Genomic DNA, 15,058 nt, shown 5'->3' on the forward strand with positions numbered 1-15,058 from the left:
AGCGGAAGCCGTTGCTGATACATTCACGCTGAACTCTCCTGAACATGGTTCAGGAAAGAAGCGATCGCATCCTGCCTATCTCTGAGCAGGAAGGCGGTATCCCGCAAAGCCCTGAGGAATACCCCCCGAGCGCTTTCCCCCTTCACTTCCCGGCAACCGTTGCGGTGGACTCAAGGATCAGGGGGAAACTTGGTCTACTATATCCCTCTCAATGACTTTTGCCAAACCGCCTAAAGCTCAGTAAATTCAGCAAAGTTCAGGGTTTTGGGGGTTAGAGGCATGCTCTGCTCCCGCAACTGGGCAGAAAACTGAGAGGGGATCAGCTTAGTGCCCACCCCGGCATCGGTCAGTAGCTCCAACAACAGAGAGTGGGGGGATCCCCCGTCCAGAATGTGGGCAGCCCGCACCCCCTGCGCTAGAGCGCGAATGCAACACTGCACCTTGGGGATCATGCCCCCTCTGACCACCCCTGTCTGGATAAGCTGGCGGGCCGTCTCGATATCCAGGAGCGTAATCAGGGAGCTGGGATCCTCAGGGTCTCTGAGAATGCCAGGGGTGTCGGTGAGAAGGATCAGCTTTTCTGCCCCCAGAGAGGCCGCCAGCTCTCCCGCCACAGTATCGGCGTTGATGTTGTAGGCTTGGCCTGTCTCGTCGGCGGCCACGCTGGAGATCACCGGGATCTGGCCGCCCTCCAACAGAGTTTGCACCAACTGGGGGTTGATGCTGCTGACTTCCCCCACAAAGCCGATTTCCGCCCGGCCCTGGGAGCGGGCTCGAATCAAATTGCCGTCCCGCCCGCACAGCCCCACCGCCGAGCCGCCGGCCAGGCTGATGAGCTGCACGATCTGTTTGTTGACTTTGCCCACCAGCACCATCTCCACCACCTCCATGGTGGCCGCATCGGTCACCCGCAGGCCGTCCACAAACTTGAAGGGGATGTCCAGCTTCTGGAGCCAACTGTTGATCTCCGGCCCCCCGCCATGCACCAGCACCGGCCGAATGCCGACACAGGCCAGAAAAACAATATCCCGCAGCACCTCGGCCCGCCGCTCCTGGTGCACCATGGCGGCGCCCCCGTACTTGATGACAATGACACGGCCCTGGTACTGCTGGATGTAGGGCAGAGCCTCGATGAGGATCTGCGCCCGCGTCAGGGGATCACAGGCCACAGCCTGCGAACCGGTCGCCGCGGGGAGAGAAGCGTTGGTCTGCACTGCCGGACGTCCCTCACAACACGAAACCTTGACCCAGAAGATCGTAATATTGCCTGCAGACAAACGTCGGGCTCCGGGTTAGGTTTTTTGCAAGCGGCAGCCCCTCTCTTTGCCAAACAGCAAGGCGCTCGCCGGCCACTGCCAAAAACAGCAAGCCATTAGCTGCGCAGGGTAACGGGAAAGTGTTTTTCTAGCTGCGCCCTCACCTGGTTTTGCGCAGCTTCCACCTCGGCATCGGTGAGGGTGCGATCCGGAGCGCGGTACACCAGTCGGAAGGCGAGGCTGCGCTGCCCCGGCGGTACCCCTTGGCCGCGGTACTCGTCGAAAAGCTGTACCGACTGCAGCAGAGGGCCTGCCGCCTGGCGGATTACTTTCTCGATGTCTGCCACCGACAGCTCCAGCGGCGCAAAGAAGGCGATATCCCGATCCGAGGCCGGAAAAGGCGAAAAGGGGGAAAATTGCACTAGGCCCCGCTTCTCCAGGCTGGCCAACAAGGGATCCAGATCCACCTCAAACCCATAGACCTCCTCCGGCAAATCCTTCTCCTGGCAAAGGCGGGGGTGCAACTGCCCAAATAGGCCAATGCGGGATCCCTCGATCCAGATGCCGGCCTGGCGACCGGGGTGCAACAGCGGCGATTGCGCCTCAGGGGGATCCGGGCGAAACTCAGAAGTAAACCCCAGCCGCTCCAGCGCCGAGACCAAGAGCCCCTTGGCCTCAAACCAGTCCATGGGCCGGTTGTGGTGCCGCCAGTCATTGGGGTTGAGGTCCCCGCCCAGGATGCCGCCCAAGTGCTCCGCCTCCTGATAGGGCTCAGGGCTGGAGGGAGGGGCATAGGCAAAGACGTGGCCAATCTCAAAAGCCTGCAGCGGGCCGTTGCCCTGATCCCAGTTGAAGCGAAAAGCCTCCACCAAGCCCGGCAACAGCGCCTTGCGCACAGCGGAGTACTCGGGGGAAAGCGGATTGGCGATTTTGACCAAGGAGCTGTCCTCCTCTGCCGGACAGAGGGAGATGTGGTACACCTCCGTCAGGCCGATGCCCCGCATCACCTCGCGAATTTGCCGGGTCAAAGTTTCCCGTGCAGAGAGGGATCCCACCTGCGGCTCCGTGGGCAGGGTTTCCGAGAAGCGGTCGTAGCCGTAGAGACGGGCAAATTCCTCAATCAAGTCGATCTCCCGTTCGACATCCCGCAGGCGGTAGGGGGGAACAGACACCTGCCAAACGCAGCCGGCCACGCCTGCTGTCTCCGTAGCAGGGAGGGGGGGAGCCTCCGGGGCAACTGCCTGACAGCGGGAAAGCTGAAAGCCCAAGGCCGGCAAGATCTCCTCCACATCCTCTGGCCGCACCTCTTCCCCCAACACGTCGATGAGGCGCGACAGCCGCAGCTTCAGCGTCCGCTCCAGCGGTGGCCGTTGGTCAAAGTTGGTGAGGCCAACCACCGATCCTCCCGCCAGCTCCAAAATCAACTGCACCGCCCGATCCCGCGCCAGGTCGAGGGTGGCAAAATTAACCCCCCGCTCATAGCGGGCCGAGGCTTCCGTGCGCAGTCCCTGCGAGCGGGCCGAGCGGCGCGTCACCACCGGGTCGAAGAGGGCGGCCTCCAAAAAAATGCTGGTGGTGGCCGAGCTCACTTCTGTCTCTTCTCCCCCCATCACACCTGCTAGGGCTACCGGCTGGCCGCCGGCCACGATGAGATGGCTTTCAGGGTGCAAGGTGCGGGTTTGGCCGTCCAGGGTTTTCAGGGTTTCTCCCGCCTGGGCAAAGCGCACCTCAATAGTGGGCTTCTTCTTGCCTATGACCTGCAGCAGGCGATCCCAATCGAAGGCGTGCAGGGGCTGGCCCCATTCCAGCAAGATCAAGTTGGTAACATCGACAACATTGTTGATGGAGCGCATGCCAGCGGCGGCCAGGCGATGCTTGAGCCAGTCGGGAGAAGGGCCGACCTTCACTCCCTCGATCAACACGCCACTGTAGGCGGGGCAGGCCTTGGCGTCGGCAATGCGCAGGTTGAAGTTGGGGATGGGCTTGGCCTGTAGGGGCTGAACCGGCGGCAGGCGCAGCGGGTTGCGGGTGAGGGCGGCCACCTCGCGGGCGATCCCCACCATGCTCAGAGCATCGGCGCGGTTGGCGGTGGAAGTGAGATCCAACACCACATCGTCCAGGCCTAGCAGCGGGCGGGCGTCAGACCCCAGCGGGTGGGCCTTGAGATCCAAATCAGGCGGAAATTCGTGGATCCCTTCCGAAGCCCTCTCCAGCCCCAGCTCGGCCAAAGAGCAGATCATGCCTTCCGAGAGCACTCCCCGTTTCTCCGCTTTGGCAATGGTCAGGTTCACAGCGGGCAGATGAGTGCCCGGCGTGGCCACAGGAACCAGCAAGCCGGCGCGGGCGTTGGCCGCTCCGCAGACGATGGTGGCCGGTTGCTCAGATCCCAAGTCCACCTGGCAAACGCGCAGCTTGTCAGCATTGGGATGGGGCTCGGCGGCTAGGATCCTGCCCAGCACCACCCCTTCTGCCCAACTGCGGCGATCTTCAATCTCCTCCACCTCAAACCCCACCAGAGTGAGGGCTTCTGCCAATTCTTCCGGGGAAAGCTCAAAGTCCACCAATTCCCGCAGCCACTTCAAGGAAATGCGCATCGCTGAGCCATCGCTGCAAACGCCGCACCCATTATCGCTCACTCCGAGTTCGGGCCAAAGGCAAGCAAGGCGCGCAAACTTCCCCTCGCAGGTAAGATGGTTACGCCGTGCCGAGGTACTGGCATCGAGGCAAGACGGCGCGTCTTTCAGGCTGTGGATGTGGGTATGGGACAACGGCAACTCTTGCGCGGGATCCTGATCGGTCTGGGCCTTCTGGCTGCCCTGGTGGTGTGGGCTATCACCTGGCTGCTCACCCAAAGCCCTCTGGCTTTGTTGCTATCTCGCCCGGCGCTGCCGCCGATTGTGGGCCTAGCTCCCCGTTCCACCCAGGCGCTGTTGCTGCTGGCCGCCCCTCTCGAGGATTTGCAGGCATTTTGGCAAGCGGCAACCCCCGCTTCCCAGCGACGCGCCACTCGTCAGCAGTGGCGGAAGTTTTTCTCCGGCGCAGGCCCGGGCTGGTTGGGAGCCATGCTGGCCGGGGGAGCCCTGAATTTCGAGCGGGAGGTGCAGCCCTGGCTGGGGAAAAGCACCCTCTTGGCCAGCTTGCCGGAGTGGGGCACCTTGGTTGCCTTGGAAACTCGCGACGCGGCGCTTGCCCAATTCGAGCTGAACCTGTTGTGGGAGCGGCAGAGCTTGGCCGGCTTGCCAGTGCAGGTGGATACCTACAAGGGCATTCAGGTGGTGTCCAGCCCGCTTCCGGAGTTGCAGGGGTTCACGGCAGCCCTTTTCGGCGAGCGCTATGTGCTGCTGGCAGAACAGGCTGCTGCCATTCGCGCCGCCATCGATGCGTGGCAGTTGCCGCAGTTGTCGTTGGTGAGCAAGCCGCAGTTTCGGCAGGTGATCCAGCCGCTACAGGAGGCGCATGTGGGTTGGGCTTTCTGGCAAAATCCGGAATCGCCCTCTCCCGACGCTCTGGCGTTGCAGGCAGTGGGGCTGGGGCTGGGGGTCAACTTTCGGGGGTTGGTGGCCGAAACTGCCGCCCTTTGGCATACGCCTGCTGAGTTCGCTTTGCCGACGGTAGAAGCTTTTCATCCGCAGGTTATTCGGCATCTGCCCGACGAGACGCTAGCGCTAATTTCCGGACAGAACTGGGCCAACCTTTGGCAGAGCTTGGGGCGGATGCAACCCCTGAGCCTCTTCGGCCTGCGGCTGGATCCCGGCCAATGGCTGCAGCAGTTGCAATTGCAGGTGGAGCTGGACTGGCAGCACTTGTTGCCGGAAAGGGGAGAGTTCGCCCTTGCCTTTTTGCCCACGGATGGGGAACTGGCCTGGCTGTGGGTTGGCAAGAGGCCGGATGCGCCAACGCTGGATGAGCGGGCAATCGCCCAGGGCTGGCAGGTGGTGTCGATTGCAACTAAGCATGGCACCGCCACTGTCTGGAGCAAGCCGGCGGCCCAGCCGCAACCCCAGCCAAGCCACTCCACGCCGCGAGAAGACATCCCCCTCTTGGCCGGTGGGCTGCTGCAGGTCAGCGGCAGGGGAGGCTCTCCCCGGGTGCAGGCGGCAGAGGCTCTTCCCCAAGCCCTGCCCGCCATCCCGGAAGCATCGCCTCTCTCGGCCCAGGTGTACCACACCGACCGGGAAGGCTACTCCTACCTGGCTTCTTCTTTGGCGGCTTTGGAAGCGGCCCTGGCGGATCCTCCCTTGAGCGCCAGCCGCGCCTGGCGCAGCCTGGTGGCCCCCCTGCCCCACCGCAACCTGGGCTATGGGTACGGATCCCTGGGGGTTCTACCGGAAACTTGGCTGCCCCAACTGCAGGGATCCCGCTGGTCGTCCACGCGCCTGGCCTTCGCCACCACTGCCCTGACGCTGTCCGAGGCTCCCTATCCGGATCGGGGGCACTGGCTCCTCCAGAGGGGCAAGCTATTTTGGCAGTGGTACTGAGTGGAGCCCGTCAAACTATCCAGGGATCCCGGCAGCCGGGGTGAATGTACTTGCCCAAGTAGAGCTGGTTGCCCGTCTCGTTCCACTGCACAAAGTCGAAAATTTGGGTGAGCAGGAGCATTCCCCGCCCTGACTCTTCCGTTTCCAGGATGCCGCAGCGGCAGCGGTTTAGCTCCTCCTGGGGACGAAAGCCGGATCCCTGATCCCGCACCAGCCACTGATAAAACGGCTCGGAGCTGGCGTATTCGACGATCACCCTCTTGTTGGGATCCAGGCCATTGCCGTGGCGAACGGCATTGATGATCGCCTCTTGCAGGCCCAAACGCACCTCCGCCCTCCAGGGGGGGGGAACTTTGGCAATCAACAAATCCAGAACCGGCTGGGTATAGAGGGTGGAGGGAAAGCTGATAACGCTCCAGGAGCAGTGGGCTGGCTTGAGGGAGAGGGCAATCACAGGGGCAGTCGGGGGCACAACGCTCTTTTTCCATCCTAGCCAATCCCCGTTGGCCTCAGCCCGGTCGGGCCAGATTCCGGCAGGGATCCTTTTTGGCGTACCATCTTGAGTGGTAAAGCTCTTCGCGGTTACCCTGATCGACTATGGTGATCAAAGTTGGGGATAAGGTTAGGGTGCGCTCTATTCAGGATCGCGGACAAGAAGAGGTGAGCGCGCTGGTGGGCAAGGAGGCTGTGGTGCTGGCACGGCGGGTGGTCGATGGCAGTGGCATCGGCTACATTTTGGAATTTCCCGATCGCTCCCGGCACTGGTTTTTCGAGAGCGAGCTGGAAGTGGTCGATTCCGGCCACGCCAAGGATGAGCCGAGTTGAGCAGTCTGGCTACCGGCTAGACAGTGGATTAGTGGCAGTTGCGGTGTCGGATCCTCTCTGCGTGTAAGTTGCCGCAAGGTGGCCGCCCCAGCTCTCAGTTTCCTCAAGCCTACATTTCAGCTTCAGGTAGCCGGCCTGGGAGATGCCGTTCTCTTTTCCGATGGAGTTCTCGCCATATCAGGTTGGGAGCATCAAGCTCAGGGCCGCTGTTGTCCCGTTGCCGTTGTCTGGATAAGTGGTCGTGGCTTCTCTTCCCCATTTGAATCGTCGTTTGCTGGCCCGCCAGATGGCCGCCCAGGTGGATGGCCTGACCGTCAAAATGGCTGCCGCTGCTCTGGAGGCAATGCTAGACAGCATCAGCCAATGTCTGGCGGAAGGAGGATCGGTGCGGCTGGCGCGCTTTGGCACCTTCTCGTTGCGCTACCGCCCGGCCCGGCAAACCTATCACCCGCGCACCAAGGCCCCCATCCACATCCCCGCTGCCCAGGTGCCCCATTTCGTCCCCAGCCCGGAACTGGGGCGACCCAGGAGGGATCCCCAAGAAGAAGCGGAAGCGCTGGCATCCGTCTAGAATGGCCGTTTTGCTCTGGTTTCGCACCGATTTGCGCCTGCTAGATCACCAGCCGCTGACGCGGGCTTGCCAGCAGGGATCTCTCCTCATTCCCCTCTATTGCCTAGATCCGCGCCACTTTGGACAGACGGCCTTTGGCTTTCCCAAGACCGGCTCTTTCCGCGCCCAGTTCCTGCTGGAGAGCCTGGCCGACCTGCGGCAGCAGCTCCGGGCCCGCGGCTCTGACCTAGTCATTCGCCAAGGCCAGCCGGAGCAGGTGATCCCGGCCCTGGCGCGGGAGTGGGGGGTGGAGGCCGTCTATGCCCACGAAGAGGTGGGCACCGAGGAGGAGGCGGTTGCTGAGGCCCTGCAGCAAGCGCTGCAGCCCTTGGGGATCCGGCTCCATCTGGACTGGGGTCACACCCTCTACCACCCCGAAGATCTCCCCTTTGCCCTGGCAGACCTGCCGGAGGTGTTTACCCGCTTTCGCCAGCAGGTGGAAGCCAAGGCCGAAGTTCGCGCTCCCCTGCCCATCCCTTCCCTGCCGCCCCTGCCGCCGGGGCTAGATCCTGGCCCCCTGCCCACCCTGGCGGCGCTGGGGTTGAGCTTGCCGCCGCCGGATCCCCGCGCCCGCTTTGTCTATACCGGCGGCAGCACCGCTGCCCAGGCGCGCCTGCAGACCTATATCTGGGATCTGGACCGGCTGCGCGTCTACAAAGAAACCCGCAACGGCATGCTGGATCCCAACGACAGCTCGCGCCTTTCTGCCTGGTTGGCGTTGGGCTGCATCTCCCCTCGCGTTGTCTACGCCGAAGTCAAGCGCTACGAGGAGGAGCGGGTGCGCAACGAATCCACCTACTGGCTGGTGTTTGAGCTGCTGTGGCGGGACTACTTTCGCTTCATCTTGGCCAAGCATGGGGCCAAGCTGTTTCGCCCCGCAGGGATCCAGGGGATCCCCATCCCTTGGCAGCAGGACGGGGATCGCTTCCAGGCTTGGTGCCGCGGCGAGACCGGCTACCCCCTGGTGGACGCCAACATGCGGGAGCTGGCCGCCACCGGCTTCATGTCCAACCGCGGGCGGCAGAATGTGGCCAGCTTCCTCACCAAAAACCTGGGGATCGACTGGCGTCTGGGGGCGGAATGGTTTGAGTCGCTGCTGATTGACTACGACGTGGCCAGCAACTACGGCAACTGGAACTACACCGCCGGCGTGGGCAACGATGCCCGCGGCTTTCGCTACTTCCACATTCCCAAGCAATCCCGCGACTACGATCCCCAGGGCCACTACTTACGCCACTGGCTGCCGGAGCTGGCCGGAATCCCGGGGGACAAGATCCACGAGCCCTACCGCCTCAGCGCCGCCGAGCAAAAGCAGTTTGGCGTGCGGCTAGGGGTGGACTATCCCCGCCCCGTGGTGGATCTGGAAAAGTCCCTGCAGGCCAGTCGGCGGGCTTACGAAGCGGCCCTGGCCCGCTACCGCCGCGGCTAGGGGGATCCCCTCGAAACGGGAGTGGCGGGCTGGGGGACGACGCGGCTAAGACGCCGCAAGCCAGGCAGGCCAGCATCCACCACCACCAAGCTGCCGTCTGGCAAGGCAAGTAGAGAGCCAGGCCGCTGGAAGCGAGCTGAGACCACCGGGCCATCCTGCCAGCCCGGCTCATCCCCCCCGGCCAGGGTAGAGACCTGCCCGCTGGGCTGAAGACGGCGAATGCGGCGGTTGTCTTGGTCAGTCAGCCAGAGGACCCCCGCACTGTCGAAAGCCAGCCCCGCAAGGGTTTGAAAACGGGCCTCCGCCAGAGGGCCATCGCGGTAGCCTGCTTCCGCCTGGGAGAGGGTGGTCAGGTGTCCGTCGGCAGAGAGCCGGCGCAGGCGATGCCTATCGGCAATCCAGAGGTTACCCGCCTTGTCCACTGCCAGAGCTGTCGGCTCCAGAAGCTGGGCTTGGTCTGCCGGCCCATCCGCGGATCCCGGCTGGCCGGTGCCAGCGGCCGTCGTCACCTTGCCCGTGGGAGTGATGCGGCGGATGCGGCGGTTGGCGCGATCGGCCACGTAAAGGCTGCCGTCCAGACCCAGGGCCAGGCCAAAGGGTTCGCGAAACTGCGCCTCGTCGCGCTCTCCATCTCGGTGGCCGGCTGCACAAGTGCCGGCAAAGGTGCTCACCCGCCGCTGTCGGCTGATGTAGCGCAGGCAATGGTTGCCGCTGTCGGCCACCCACAATCCTCCCTTGGGATCCCAGAGCAGCCCCTGGGGAGAGTCGAACTGCGCCTGATCCGCTGCTCCGTCTCGATGGCCGGCCTTGCCACTGCCCGCCCACACCTCCAGTTCCCCTTCGGGAGAAAGCCGAAAAATCCGGTGCTGGGCCGGGTCAGCTAAGTAAAAGAATCCTTCCGGGTCGACGGCAATGCCGCCGATCTGTCCGAGGGAGAGTCTGGACTCGCCGCCGCTATCGGAGGCGCTGTTCCCGGGGTTAACTGCCGAGGAGGTGCGGCCATGCAGCAAGGTCTCCACCCGCCAGGCTGAGGCTGCTGCCGCAGTAGGGGTGGGTGAGGGGGTAGGGGCCGGCCACTCGTAAACCAGGGTTCCCAACCCCTGCCCTGCAGCATCGGCAACGGCCACCCAAACAGTGCCGGAAAGAGAGGCTGGCGGCATCACCGTCAGACTGTTGCGGCTGCGCGAGCGAATTTCCCCCCTCAGGATGCGCTCCGGATTGGCGGCTGAGGCAAAAAGAACGCTTTCCACCCGCTCCAGATTTTCCCCCGACAGCAACAACGGCTGGCCAGGCGCCGGCACCCCTGCCCCTGCGTGCAGCAGCGGCACTTCCACCTCGGAGAGCACCAGCAGGCTCAGGCGGCGACTGCTGCTGTCAGCGCTTCCAGAGCGGGCAGAAAGAGTCAGGGATCCCTTTCCTTGTGCCAAGGTGGTGGATCCCCGGTAGGCAATGGCGCTGAGCTCCGCTTCCCCGGCAGGTGGGTTGGTAAAAGTGAAGGTGGCCGGCTGCCCTAGGCGCAGGGGCGCGTTGGCGGTCTGGCGATAGCTGCCCAGGGTAATGCTGAGATCGATCCCCTCCACCCCCGGCCAGGTGGGGGTACGAGCCAGCCAGCGATCCACCTCGGAGGCAGGGAGCTGGGCCACCAGATCGGATCCTTGTTCCTGGAGGAGCAGGACGATGCGGTTGTTGGGCACCGCCAAACCCGATTGGCGGGCCTGTTCGAGTGTGAGAGCGGCGGGGGCGAGGGGAGTTGGGGTGGAAACCGGCTGCAGGGCAGAGGGGGAAACGACGCTGGGAGACAAATTAGAGGAAGAGAGCTCGCCGCAGGCCGAGAGGGCCAGCACCAGAGCACTCAGCGCCGGCAAAGATAGCGGTGCAGGGGAAGCCCGTCGTGGCATGATGCAGCTCATCCTCTCCCACAAACTGGGAAGCGGCGGGAACCCAAACCTCCATGTCGATAGCAACTCACGTAAAAGCCGGCAGAAATTGCCCCGCTACTTTTTCTGCGGACAGCCGCGCCCCACCGCCTGCTCGGCATAGGGAAACCCCTCAGCCAGCCTCGCAGGCCTTGAACCCTAACCCTATCCATGCTTAAGCCGTCTCACCCAAGGGTGAGTTGCACTCCTCACTTCTTAATATCCTTACTCAAATCCCCGTCGAAAAGCCAGATGGCAATCGGATGCTCGCCAAGCCATGTTCGTTTTTGTGCGCTCGATATCCCAGCCTCTTCGAGCAGAAGCCTCCAGCCCGGTGGAAGGCCAGGGCTAACCTATGGGTCCGGAATTGGCCACCCTCGCGGATAGATCAAATAGACGGTACCCCCGGAGTGGGCCAACCACAAAGGCTCTAGCTGGTCGCGGCGGTAGGTGCGGCGAACTTCTTCGTTGGTCTTGGCCGCCGGATCGTGGAGGATGGGATCCCCTTGGCGGTCGAACCCCACCAGCACCGCCAGATGGCCGTTGCTTTTGGGGATCGGCGCCCCCTCCAGCTCGCCCTCGCCCCAGGCATAGCTGAGGATAGCCGGCACGCCGGCCGCGATCCAGGCTTCTGCCTGGGCCAGGCTCTGCAGCCGCGCCACCACGCCGGCCAAACCCCGCTCGGCGGCATGAGCCACGTTGAAGGCCCAGTTGCCGTGGCCCTGGTAAACCCGGTCGTACACCCCGGCCGCCGCGGCGCGCACCAACGGCTCACAGGGGGGGGGATCCCGCTGCCAGTAGGCCATCACCATCGCCAAGGCAGTGGGGCTGCACCAAGCTGCTCCCCCGTCGGCATAGACCATTTGGGAACACAAGGGCAGCTCCAAGACCTGGCCCCAGCGGCTGGGATCCCCAGGGGAGAGGCGGTCGGGCTGGGCCGGCTGGTTGGAAAAGGCAACCGCCACCTGATCCACCAGGGGAGAGCGGCCCGCCTCTTGCGTGAACAGGCGCACCCTGACTTGGAAAGCCTCTGCCCCGTTGTGGGTATCCTTGATCACCAACAAGTCCGTGTGCAGGTTGCCATCTGCGTCTTCCTGCCCGCGCACGGAGTGGCTGGCCAGGGTGGGCGGATCGGCAGCCCACACGCCGGCGTGATACCACTTCGTCCAGCGACCCGCAAGCTTGGCCCGGATCTCCACTTCTAGCCAGGTGCCGGGAGGGGTGGTGGCATTCCAGGAGACGATTGCTTCCACCAGAGGAAAGCTGGCGGGAACTTCCGGGCTGATGGCTTCTCCCACCCAATAGCTGCCGGGGGGATGAAAAGGACGTCCGCGCAATGGCGACTGCGGCTCCTCAAGGCTGACTTCTTGCCGCCAGCTCTCTGGATCTAAGACCAATTGCCCTTGGGCGTTCAGCCGGATCCCGCGGGCTGACCAGCCCTGAAAACCTTGGGGGGCATGCCAGCGCTGCAACCTGGTGCGATAGGGGGAGTGGCGCTGGGCTTGCATTGTCAAGAGTCCTGGAGAAGTTGCAACCGGCTGGGCCAACGCGGGCAGGAGCAGCACAACGCCGCTGACCAGCCCAGACAGCCTTTGCCAGGAGTCTTTGCCTTGCGGCAGCATTGTCGGCTTGCCCCCACTAATAGTGCGACACCGCCGGATGCCCCTTAATGTACCAGCGCCAGGGAAGCTCTACCCCGCGGGTAATGCCGATGCGGGTAGTTTGGACAATGGGGAACTGTGCCTCCCAAGCAGGGGATCCCTCTAGCCAAATGCCTTCCTGGCCGGCTGCCACCGGTTCCAGCCGCCAGCCATTGTGGGATCCGTCGATGCGCAACGCCTGACAGAGCAGGCCCGGCCCCGCCGCCACCCGCGCCGGTTTCAAGCGCTTGTTCGCCGGGATCCACTCCGGCAGGCAATCCAACTGGGCTGCCCGGATCAAAACCGCTGACGCGATCCCTTCCGCCTCGGTGACGATGTTGAGACAGTGGTAGAGGCCGTAGATGCGATAGACGTAGAGATGGCCGGGCGGCCCGAACATCACCTGGTTGCGGCGGGTCTTGCGGCGATAGGCGTGGCATGCCGGATCGCCGGCGGTGTAGGCTTCCGTTTCCACAATCTGCGCCCGCACCTGCAGCCCATCGGCAAATTGCCGCACCAGCACCATGCCCAGCAACGTAGGCGCCACCAGCGGCGCCGGCTTGCTTAACCACTCCCAAGCAGCCACAGCCGGCTCGGCAACTTTCATCCCCCGGCAACAGCAGGGACGATGCTCACCTCATCCCCATCCTGTAGAGGCGTGTCCGATCCCTGGAGGAAGCGAATGTCTTCGCTGTTGACATAGAGATTGACAAAGCGGCGCAATTCCCCCTTTTCATCGCACAGCCGCGCCTTGATGCCCGGATAGGTCTGCTCCAAGGCCTCCAGCAATTCCCGAACGGTGGATCCCTCGCAACTTACCACCTCCTGATCCCGGGTGAGCACCCGCAGCGTGGTGGGAATTAACACCTTGACTGCCATAAGCCAATGCTTCGTCCAGCGACCAACCTTAGAAGACTAGGGTAGCAGCACCCCGTCAATGCCGTGAATCACCCCGTTGGAAACCGGAATATCCGCCAAGTTCACATTGGCCCCGTTGACCCGGATGCTGCCATCGGCTCCCACCTGCACCCGCAGCGGCAGCCCCGCCAAGGTGGTCAGAGTGGCCGATTGGCCAGGCCGCAGGTCAAACGAGGTAATCCGCCCCGGCACCACATGATAGGTGAGGATGCGGGTGAGCTGATCCCGATTGGCCGGCTGCAACAACGTCTCCACGGTGCCCGGCGGCAGTTGCCCAAAGGCCACATCGGAAGGGGCAAAGACCGTGAACGGCCCCGGCCCCGCCAACGCCGTGTTCAGCCCCGCCGCCCGCAAAGCCGTCGCCAACGTCGAGTAGCTGCTGGGCAAAGTTTCCAGCTCAACGGCAATGGTGTTCAGCCCCTGAGGCCGAGCCGTGGGAGCCAAAGCAAGGGGGGTCAACACCGCCACTGCCACCGGCAAGCAGCGACGCGCAAAGTGACGGACAGAACGGAGGATAGGCATGGTGCAGAGCTCCTGAGCGAGTGGGTCTGTGCCAGGGATCGTAACAGTTCTTCATTAAGACGCCGTTAAGAGCCCAGGGGGATCCCTCTCGCTTCAAACCGAAGCCTCCTGCCAGTCCAGCCGCTCCAGAGTGCGGGCGCGCTCCAATGCCTGTTCAAAGCTCTCCAGCTTGGGCGAGATCACCAGCGGATGGCCCACGTGCGCCTGCACCGCCTCCTGGGTTTTCAAGCCATTGCCGGTAATATAGGCTACCGTAACCGCCTCAGGATCAAGCTGGCCCGATTCGGCCAGGCGTTTGAGCACGGCAATGGTGGTGCCGCCAGCCGTCTCGGTGAAGATGCCCTCGGTCTCGGCCAAGAGCTTGATGCCGGCCACGATCTCGGGATCCGTGGCCGTCTCGATCTGGCCGCCGGTTTTGCGGGCAATCTCCAGGGCGTAGATGCCGTCGGCAGGGTTGCCGATGGCAATAGACTTGGCGATGGTGTTCGGCTTAACCGGAGTAACAAAATCCCGCCCCTCGCGGAAGGCCTGGGCGATGGGCGCACAGCCCCGGGCCTGGGCGCCGTGGAAAATAACCGGCTTTTCTGCCACCAGGCCCACCTTCACGAACTCCTGAAAACCTTTGTAAACCTTAGTGTACAGGGATCCCGACGCTAGCGGGATCACTACCTGATCCGGCAGTTGCCACCCCAGTTGCTCCGCCACCTCGTAGGCTAAGGTTTTCGAGCCTTCTGCGTAGTAGGGGCGCAGGTTGATATTGACAAAGCCCCAGCCATAGCGATCCGCCACCTCGGCGCAGAGGCGGTTGACCTGGTCGTAGTTGCCCTCCACGGCCATGACGGTGGGATTGTAGATGAGGGATCCCAGCACCTTGCCCGCCTCCAGATCCGCCGGGATGAAGATGGTGCAGTCCAGGCCGGCGTGGGCGGCGATGGCAGCCGTGGAGTTGGCCAAGTTGCCCGTGCTGGCGCAGGAAACGGTGGTAAAGCCCAGCTCCTTGGCGCGGGTCAGGGCCACCGACACCACCCGATCCTTAAAGCTGAGGGTGGGCATGTTGACGGCGTCGTTCTTGAGGTAGAGGTTTTTTAACCCCAGCCGCCGGCCCAGCCGCTCCGCCTTCACCAGCGGCGTCATGCCGGTGCCCACATCGATGGGCCGCTCCGAAAGGACCGGCAGGAAAGGTCGGTAGCGCCAGATGGAGAGCGGCCCGGCCTGGATGCTCTGCCGGCTGACAACGCTCTTGAGCCAGTCGTAGTCATAGACCACTTCCAGGGGGCCAAAACACAGGTCGCACACGTGCTTGGCCACCGGCTCATACTCGGCCCCACATTCCCGACAGCGCAAGCGCCTAAAGCCCACCTGGAGGGTGCGCAAGGCCGAGCTGGGCGGCAAATCGGCAGGGCTGAGCGGGCGGTGGGAAAGGGTTTGGGTCATAGGAAGCCTCAGACAGGAGAAAGGGCTGGA

General features: G+C 63.6%; 13 protein-coding genes. 4 read left to right on the forward strand and 9 right to left on the reverse strand.

Going from position 1 to position 15,058, the window contains the following annotated elements; all coding sequences use genetic code 11:
• Positions 1 to 230: 230 nt before the first annotated feature.
• Together argB and pheT are read right to left on the reverse strand one after the other, a co-directional pair.
• Positions 231 to 1,169 (reverse strand): acetylglutamate kinase, encoded by a 939-nt coding sequence (gene argB, locus ACVWXC_RS00185; protein WP_457391583.1) that lies wholly within the window; start codon positions 1,167 to 1,169, stop codon positions 231 to 233.
• A gap of 203 nt (positions 1,170 to 1,372) precedes the next feature.
• Entirely contained in the window at positions 1,373 to 3,850 is a 2,478-nt protein-coding gene (gene pheT / locus ACVWXC_RS00190) for a phenylalanine--tRNA ligase subunit beta (RefSeq protein ID WP_457391559.1), read from the reverse strand.
• 96 nt (positions 3,851 to 3,946) lie between these two features.
• On the opposite strand from pheT, the gene ACVWXC_RS00195 reads away from it, so the two are divergent.
• Positions 3,947 to 5,734, forward strand: a complete 1,788-nt coding sequence (locus ACVWXC_RS00195) for a DUF3352 domain-containing protein (RefSeq protein ID WP_457391561.1) — start codon at positions 3,947 to 3,949, stop codon at positions 5,732 to 5,734.
• 10 nt (positions 5,735 to 5,744) lie between these two features.
• On the opposite strand, the gene ACVWXC_RS00200 is transcribed toward ACVWXC_RS00195, so the two are convergent.
• Positions 5,745 to 6,188 carry an ATP-binding protein gene (locus ACVWXC_RS00200; RefSeq protein ID WP_099834683.1) on the reverse strand — a complete coding sequence of 148 codons (444 nt, stop codon included), beginning with the start codon at positions 6,186 to 6,188 and terminating at the stop codon, positions 5,745 to 5,747.
• A gap of 143 nt (positions 6,189 to 6,331) precedes the next feature.
• Here ACVWXC_RS00200 and petP point away from each other — a divergent pair, with 143 nt between their 5' ends.
• From petP to ACVWXC_RS00215, 3 genes are all read left to right on the forward strand, one after another.
• On the forward strand, positions 6,332 to 6,559 hold the full coding sequence (petP, locus tag ACVWXC_RS00205) for a cytochrome b6f subunit PetP (protein ID WP_240527287.1): 228 nt from the start codon (positions 6,332 to 6,334) through the stop codon (positions 6,557 to 6,559).
• 241 nt (positions 6,560 to 6,800) lie between these two features.
• Positions 6,801 to 7,130: an HU family DNA-binding protein gene (locus tag ACVWXC_RS00210; RefSeq protein WP_240527754.1), complete on the forward strand. Its 330-nt coding sequence runs from the start codon at positions 6,801 to 6,803 to the stop codon at positions 7,128 to 7,130.
• A gap of 1 nt (position 7,131) precedes the next feature.
• Entirely contained in the window at positions 7,132 to 8,598 is a 1,467-nt protein-coding gene (locus ACVWXC_RS00215; RefSeq protein WP_457391564.1) for a DASH family cryptochrome, read from the forward strand.
• On the opposite strand, the gene ACVWXC_RS00220 is transcribed toward ACVWXC_RS00215, so the two are convergent.
• The 6 genes from ACVWXC_RS00220 to thrC all read right to left on the reverse strand — a co-directional run bounded on the left by ACVWXC_RS00220 (position 8,595) and on the right by thrC (position 15,028).
• Positions 8,595 to 10,496 carry an NHL repeat-containing protein gene (locus ACVWXC_RS00220; RefSeq protein WP_457391566.1) on the reverse strand — a complete coding sequence of 634 codons (1,902 nt, stop codon included), beginning with the start codon at positions 10,494 to 10,496 and terminating at the stop codon, positions 8,595 to 8,597. The two genes, ACVWXC_RS00215 and ACVWXC_RS00220, sit on opposite strands and share 4 nt — an antisense overlap.
• A gap of 371 nt (positions 10,497 to 10,867) precedes the next feature.
• The gene (locus ACVWXC_RS00225) at positions 10,868 to 12,136 is read right to left on the reverse strand and encodes a peptidase C39 family protein (RefSeq protein WP_457391568.1); all 1,269 of its coding nucleotides are present in this window, start codon (positions 12,134 to 12,136) and stop codon (positions 10,868 to 10,870) included.
• Between the two features lie 16 nt (positions 12,137 to 12,152).
• Positions 12,153 to 12,761, reverse strand: coding sequence for a DNA-3-methyladenine glycosylase (locus tag ACVWXC_RS00230; protein ID WP_049749704.1), 609 nt, complete (start codon positions 12,759 to 12,761; stop codon positions 12,153 to 12,155).
• Positions 12,758 to 13,033 carry a ubiquitin-like small modifier protein 1 gene (locus tag ACVWXC_RS00235; RefSeq protein ID WP_011429210.1) on the reverse strand — a complete coding sequence of 92 codons (276 nt, stop codon included), beginning with the start codon at positions 13,031 to 13,033 and terminating at the stop codon, positions 12,758 to 12,760. Before ACVWXC_RS00235 ends, ACVWXC_RS00230 begins: the two co-directional genes overlap by 4 nt.
• A 36-nt stretch (positions 13,034 to 13,069) precedes the next feature.
• Entirely contained in the window at positions 13,070 to 13,594 is a 525-nt protein-coding gene (locus tag ACVWXC_RS00240; protein ID WP_099812536.1) for a fasciclin domain-containing protein, read from the reverse strand.
• A gap of 93 nt (positions 13,595 to 13,687) precedes the next feature.
• Positions 13,688 to 15,028, reverse strand: a complete 1,341-nt coding sequence (thrC, locus tag ACVWXC_RS00245; RefSeq protein WP_457391572.1) for a threonine synthase — start codon at positions 15,026 to 15,028, stop codon at positions 13,688 to 13,690.
• Positions 15,029 to 15,058: the final 30 nt, after the last annotated feature.

Source organism: Thermostichus sp. OS-CIW-20 (assembly GCF_054061455.1).

Excerpts from the sequence above, each read along its gene's own strand:
- ACVWXC_RS00195 (WP_457391561.1), top strand. The coding sequence starts at position 3,947 with ATGGTTACGCCGTGCCGAGGTACTGGCATCGAGGCAAGACGGCGCGTC.
- petP (WP_240527287.1), top strand. The coding sequence starts at position 6,332 with ATGGTGATCAAAGTTGGGGATAAGGTTAGGGTGCGCTCTATTCAGGAT.
- ACVWXC_RS00230 (WP_049749704.1), bottom strand. The coding sequence starts at position 12,761 with ATGAAAGTTGCCGAGCCGGCTGTGGCTGCTTGGGAGTGGTTAAGCAAG.
- ACVWXC_RS00215 (WP_457391564.1), top strand. The coding sequence starts at position 7,132 with ATGGCCGTTTTGCTCTGGTTTCGCACCGATTTGCGCCTGCTAGATCAC.
- pheT (WP_457391559.1), bottom strand. The coding sequence starts at position 3,850 with ATGCGCATTTCCTTGAAGTGGCTGCGGGAATTGGTGGACTTTGAGCTT.
- thrC (WP_457391572.1), bottom strand. The coding sequence starts at position 15,028 with ATGACCCAAACCCTTTCCCACCGCCCGCTCAGCCCTGCCGATTTGCCG.
- ACVWXC_RS00235 (WP_011429210.1), bottom strand. The coding sequence starts at position 13,033 with ATGGCAGTCAAGGTGTTAATTCCCACCACGCTGCGGGTGCTCACCCGG.
- ACVWXC_RS00220 (WP_457391566.1), bottom strand. The coding sequence starts at position 10,496 with ATGCCACGACGGGCTTCCCCTGCACCGCTATCTTTGCCGGCGCTGAGT.
- ACVWXC_RS00225 (WP_457391568.1), bottom strand. The coding sequence starts at position 12,136 with ATGCTGCCGCAAGGCAAAGACTCCTGGCAAAGGCTGTCTGGGCTGGTC.
- ACVWXC_RS00240 (WP_099812536.1), bottom strand. The coding sequence starts at position 13,594 with ATGCCTATCCTCCGTTCTGTCCGTCACTTTGCGCGTCGCTGCTTGCCG.